Genomic DNA, 3732 nt, shown 5'->3' on the forward strand with positions numbered 1-3732 from the left:
GCCCGCTTCAGCTTGTTCTACTTTGACGCCGTGAATTTGCAGCCCACGCACTCGACTTGTGAGCTTTTGAGGCAGAATCTCTACCGGATCGCCCACATGGATGGTGCCGGACACCAGTGTTCCTGTAACCACGGTACCGAAACCTTGTACGGTGAAAACGCGATCTATAGGGAGACGATAGGGTAGCGCGGTACCTTTAGTCCGTGCACGACCGACCGCTGAAAGTAGGGCGTGACGGAGTTTTTCAAGGCCTTTACCCGTAATAGCCGAGACGGCGATGATAGGTGCTTGTGCCAGGAACGTGTCTTTGAGATGTTCACGAATATCTTCTTGAACAGTCTGTAGCCACTGCTCATCAACCAGATCGCTCTTGGTAATTGCCACAACGCCCTCACGGACATCGAGAAAGCGTAGGATGTTCAGGTGTTCCACAGTTTGGGGCATAACCGATTCATCGGCTGCGACGACCAGTAAGACCACATCCACCCCTGTGGCGCCGGCCAGCATGTTTTTTAGAAACCGTTCATGGCCCGGCACATCCACAATGCTTACCGTGGTGCCATCAGGTAGGGTAAGAGGAGCAAACCCGATGTCAATGGTCATGCCCCGGACCTGCTCTTCTTTGAGCCTATCGGGATTTATGCCGGTCAAGGCCTGGATAAGCGTTGTTTTGCCGTGGTCTACATGTCCTGCAGTGCCGATGATGACATGTTTCATAGGTAGCTGCTCAAAGATGCTGTAGGCTATGGGTCAAGGTGACGTAACTGCCCTCTCTTAGCAGCCCTTCTGGGTATTCTGAGGAGGCAACTGCCCATGTCCAAAGGCGGTCGGGGGATTGAAAGCCAGTTCGCGTGGCCGCAGCCCCATAATCGCCATCTTTGCGAAGGGCGATAAGAGCGGCACCATAGGAGCCGAATGTTTCAGGGGGGCGCTTGCGGAGCAGGTAACGCAACGCCTCTTCGCAAGCTTGCTGGGCCGTATAACCTCTCTCTAGCAACATGACGGTGCGATACGAGAGACACACTTTCATTATCTCGTCTCCATCGCCTGTAGCCGCTGCCGCTCCTAGTTCATTATCTACATAAAGACCCGACCCAATGATGGGCGAGTCCCCAACGCGACCTGGCAGTTTCCATGCCAGCCCGCTGGTCGTACAGCCGGCGGCTAGGTTGCCGTTTGTGTCGAGAGCACAAAGCCCGATGGTGTCATGCCCTTCTGTTGAGAGGTGGTCGAAATGAGCCACTTCTGCTTGTGTTTGGTGAGATTTCCATGCTAGCCAGCGCTGTCGAGCTGTCTCGGTAAGCAGATCTTCCTCTACGAACCCCGCTTGCAAGGCGAAGCGTTTGGCATTTTCCCCGACGAGCATTACGTGAGGCGTTCTCTCCATCACACAACGGGCAACGGATATAGGGCGGCGAAAACCCGTCAGTGCGGCCACCGCTCCTGCTGCATGTTTAGCTCCATCCATAATCGCTGCATCTAGCTCTACGACGCCTTCAGCATTTGGAAGCCCTCCGTAGCCAACGGAGTTCACGGTGGGGTCTTCTTCCACGACATTGGCGGCGGCCTCTACGGCATCGAGGGCCGAGAGGCCGTTTGCAAGAAGCGAATAGCCTTTCTTACAGGCAGGTTGTCCAAAACGCCATGTGGCAAGAATAAGTGGATTCATGCTAGTGTGCTTCAAAAGGCTTCATCATATTGCGATGTGTAAGTTGTTGTTGGTAGAGATTTTCAACGATGCGGTGTCGTGCCTCATAGTAGGGTTTGAGAGAGAGGGTCGGCTGCACCACTCTGCCACGGTGACACATAGCGCGCATGGCCGTAAGAACGTCAGGATAGGCTTGCGATCCTACTGCCGCTAAAATTGCGGTTCCAAGCAGCACGGCCTCCTCCTCAGCGGGTAGGACGCAGGGGAGGCCGGTGGCGTCTGCCAGTGTCTGGAGCCAAAATGGATTTTTTGTAATGCCGCCGGTTACGAAAAGCGTATGGATGTGGAAGCCAGCGTTGTTGAGCGCCTGAATAACCAGATAGTCCACAGAGCAGACACCCTGTATTGTGGCGAGGTAGCGCAAGGCTTGGGAGTGGATAGAATTGTCGAGAGTAAGCCCATCGAGTACGGCACGCGCGTGCGGATCGGCATATGGAGAGCGATTGCCAAGATAGAAGGGAAGGATATGGATATCCCTGGTTAAGAGCGCCCAATGGTTTTCCTGGGACAGTGTGGTTTGATGTTCCAGATAGGAGTTAAGTATTTCATGGGGGGTGCAGCTGCGCTCTGTGGCTTCTGCCTGCAGAGATGGGGCGTTAGCGTGGTCGAGGATTGCTTGATCTATGGCGCTTCCTGCCGAGCTTTGACCTGCTTCGATAAGCCACATACCTGGGATCATGGCGCTGTAGTAGGGCCCCCATACACCTTGGAGAAAGCGCGGCTCTTGCGAGACCGCCATATGGCATCCGCTTGTGCCTCCAATATAGGCGAGGGCCGTATCAAGGCGGGCTGGATCGAGTGGTTCATCTTTATCCCAAACGGCGCCGAGCAGCCCGATGCCACCTGCATGGGCATCAATGATCCCTACCCCTACGCTGCATTCGGTGGTTAGACCGAGATCGGTTGCCGCTTGAGGCGACAGCTTGCCAAGAGGACTGCCCATGGGGCGGATGATGTGTCCGGCTAGGTCTCTTTCTAAAACATCTTCAAGGCCAATCGCTTTGAAGTAGTTGTGATCCCATGTACCGTTCTCACCCACGTGCCCAAGGTAAGTCCATTTACAGACGACGGTGCAAAAACTACGCGTATCGTTCCCTGTAGCGCGATAGGTAAGGTAGTCGGCGAGATCGAAGAAGCGGCGTGCCTTTCGCCAGGTTTCCGGCAGGTTCCTCTTTAACCAGAGCAGTTTGGGGGTCTCCATCTCAGGGGAGATCTTCCAGCCGACATAGCGAAGTACCTCGTAGTGTCCGGCATTGATCTCTTCTGCTTCGGCCAGTGCACGATGGTCCATCCACACAATGATGTTGCGGTTGACATCTCCCTCAAAGTTCACCGGAAGGGGTTGATCCTGATCGCCAAGAACAACAAGAGAGCAGGTCGCATCGAAGCTAATGCCTCGAACAGCTTCGGGGCGACATTCGGCACGTTGGCAACAGTTGCGCACTGCAGTGGAAACAGCTCTCCAAATATCCTCTGAAGACTGCTCTACGTGGAGTGGTTGGGGCCGCCATATCTGTATCGGCTCAACGGCCATCGCGAGAAGTTTGCCATGAAGGTCAAAAAGCCCCGCTCGTGCGCTACCGGTGCCGACATCTACACCGATGACATAGTCGCTCATAGTGGTTCACCGCATTTGTTAGACTGGAAAGTCGCCTTCGAATACCTCTTCGGCCGGACCGGTCATCATGACACGTTGGTCGCCCATCCATTCAACACGCAGATCCCCTCCGGGGAGGTGGACAAGTACATTGCGTGTGGTTTTATTATTCAGAACGGAAGCAACCACAGCGGCACAAGCCCCGGTGCCACAGGCGAGGGTTTCGCCTGCTCCGCGTTCCCATGTACGCAGGATGATTTCGGTTGGGCTACATACCTGCACGAATTGAACGTTGGTACGCTCCGGGAATGCCCGGTGATTTTCGATGAGCGGGCCGAAGCGGGATACGGGAAAATGGTCTATGTTATCTACGAAGATAACCACATGGGGATTGCCCATAGAGACGGCGGTAATATCAAAGCGTTGT

General features: G+C 54.7%; 4 protein-coding genes. All 4 read right to left on the reverse strand.

Annotated features, from left to right (window positions below; genetic code table 11):
* The coding region (gene selB / locus VKV29_RS12945) for a selenocysteine-specific translation elongation factor (RefSeq protein WP_324201731.1) at positions 1–717 on the reverse strand (717 nt) is incomplete at its 3' end.
* A 10-nt stretch (positions 718–727) separates the two neighbouring features.
* Positions 728–1669, reverse strand: a complete 942-nt coding sequence (locus VKV29_RS12950; protein WP_324201732.1) for a N(4)-(beta-N-acetylglucosaminyl)-L-asparaginase — start codon at positions 1667–1669, stop codon at positions 728–730.
* A 1-nt stretch (position 1670) separates the two neighbouring features.
* Complete coding sequence (locus VKV29_RS12955; RefSeq protein ID WP_324201733.1) at positions 1671–3326, reverse strand: FGGY-family carbohydrate kinase; 1656 nt, start codon at positions 3324–3326, stop codon at positions 1671–1673.
* Between the two features lie 18 nt (positions 3327–3344).
* Positions 3345–3732 (reverse strand): diaminopimelate epimerase (gene dapF / locus VKV29_RS12960; RefSeq protein WP_324201734.1); only part of this gene is annotated, 388 nt, incomplete at its 5' end.

The organism is Chthonomonas sp., from assembly GCF_035294165.1.
GTDB lineage: Bacteria > Armatimonadota > Chthonomonadetes > Chthonomonadales > Chthonomonadaceae > Chthonomonas.

What these genes read in the sequence shown, in the direction of transcription:
- VKV29_RS12955 (WP_324201733.1), bottom strand. Translation starts at nt 3,326, where the DNA reads ATGAGCGACTATGTCATCGGTGTAGATGTCGGCACCGGTAGCGCACGA.
- VKV29_RS12950 (WP_324201732.1), bottom strand. Translation starts at nt 1,669, where the DNA reads ATGAATCCACTTATTCTTGCCACATGGCGTTTTGGACAACCTGCCTGT.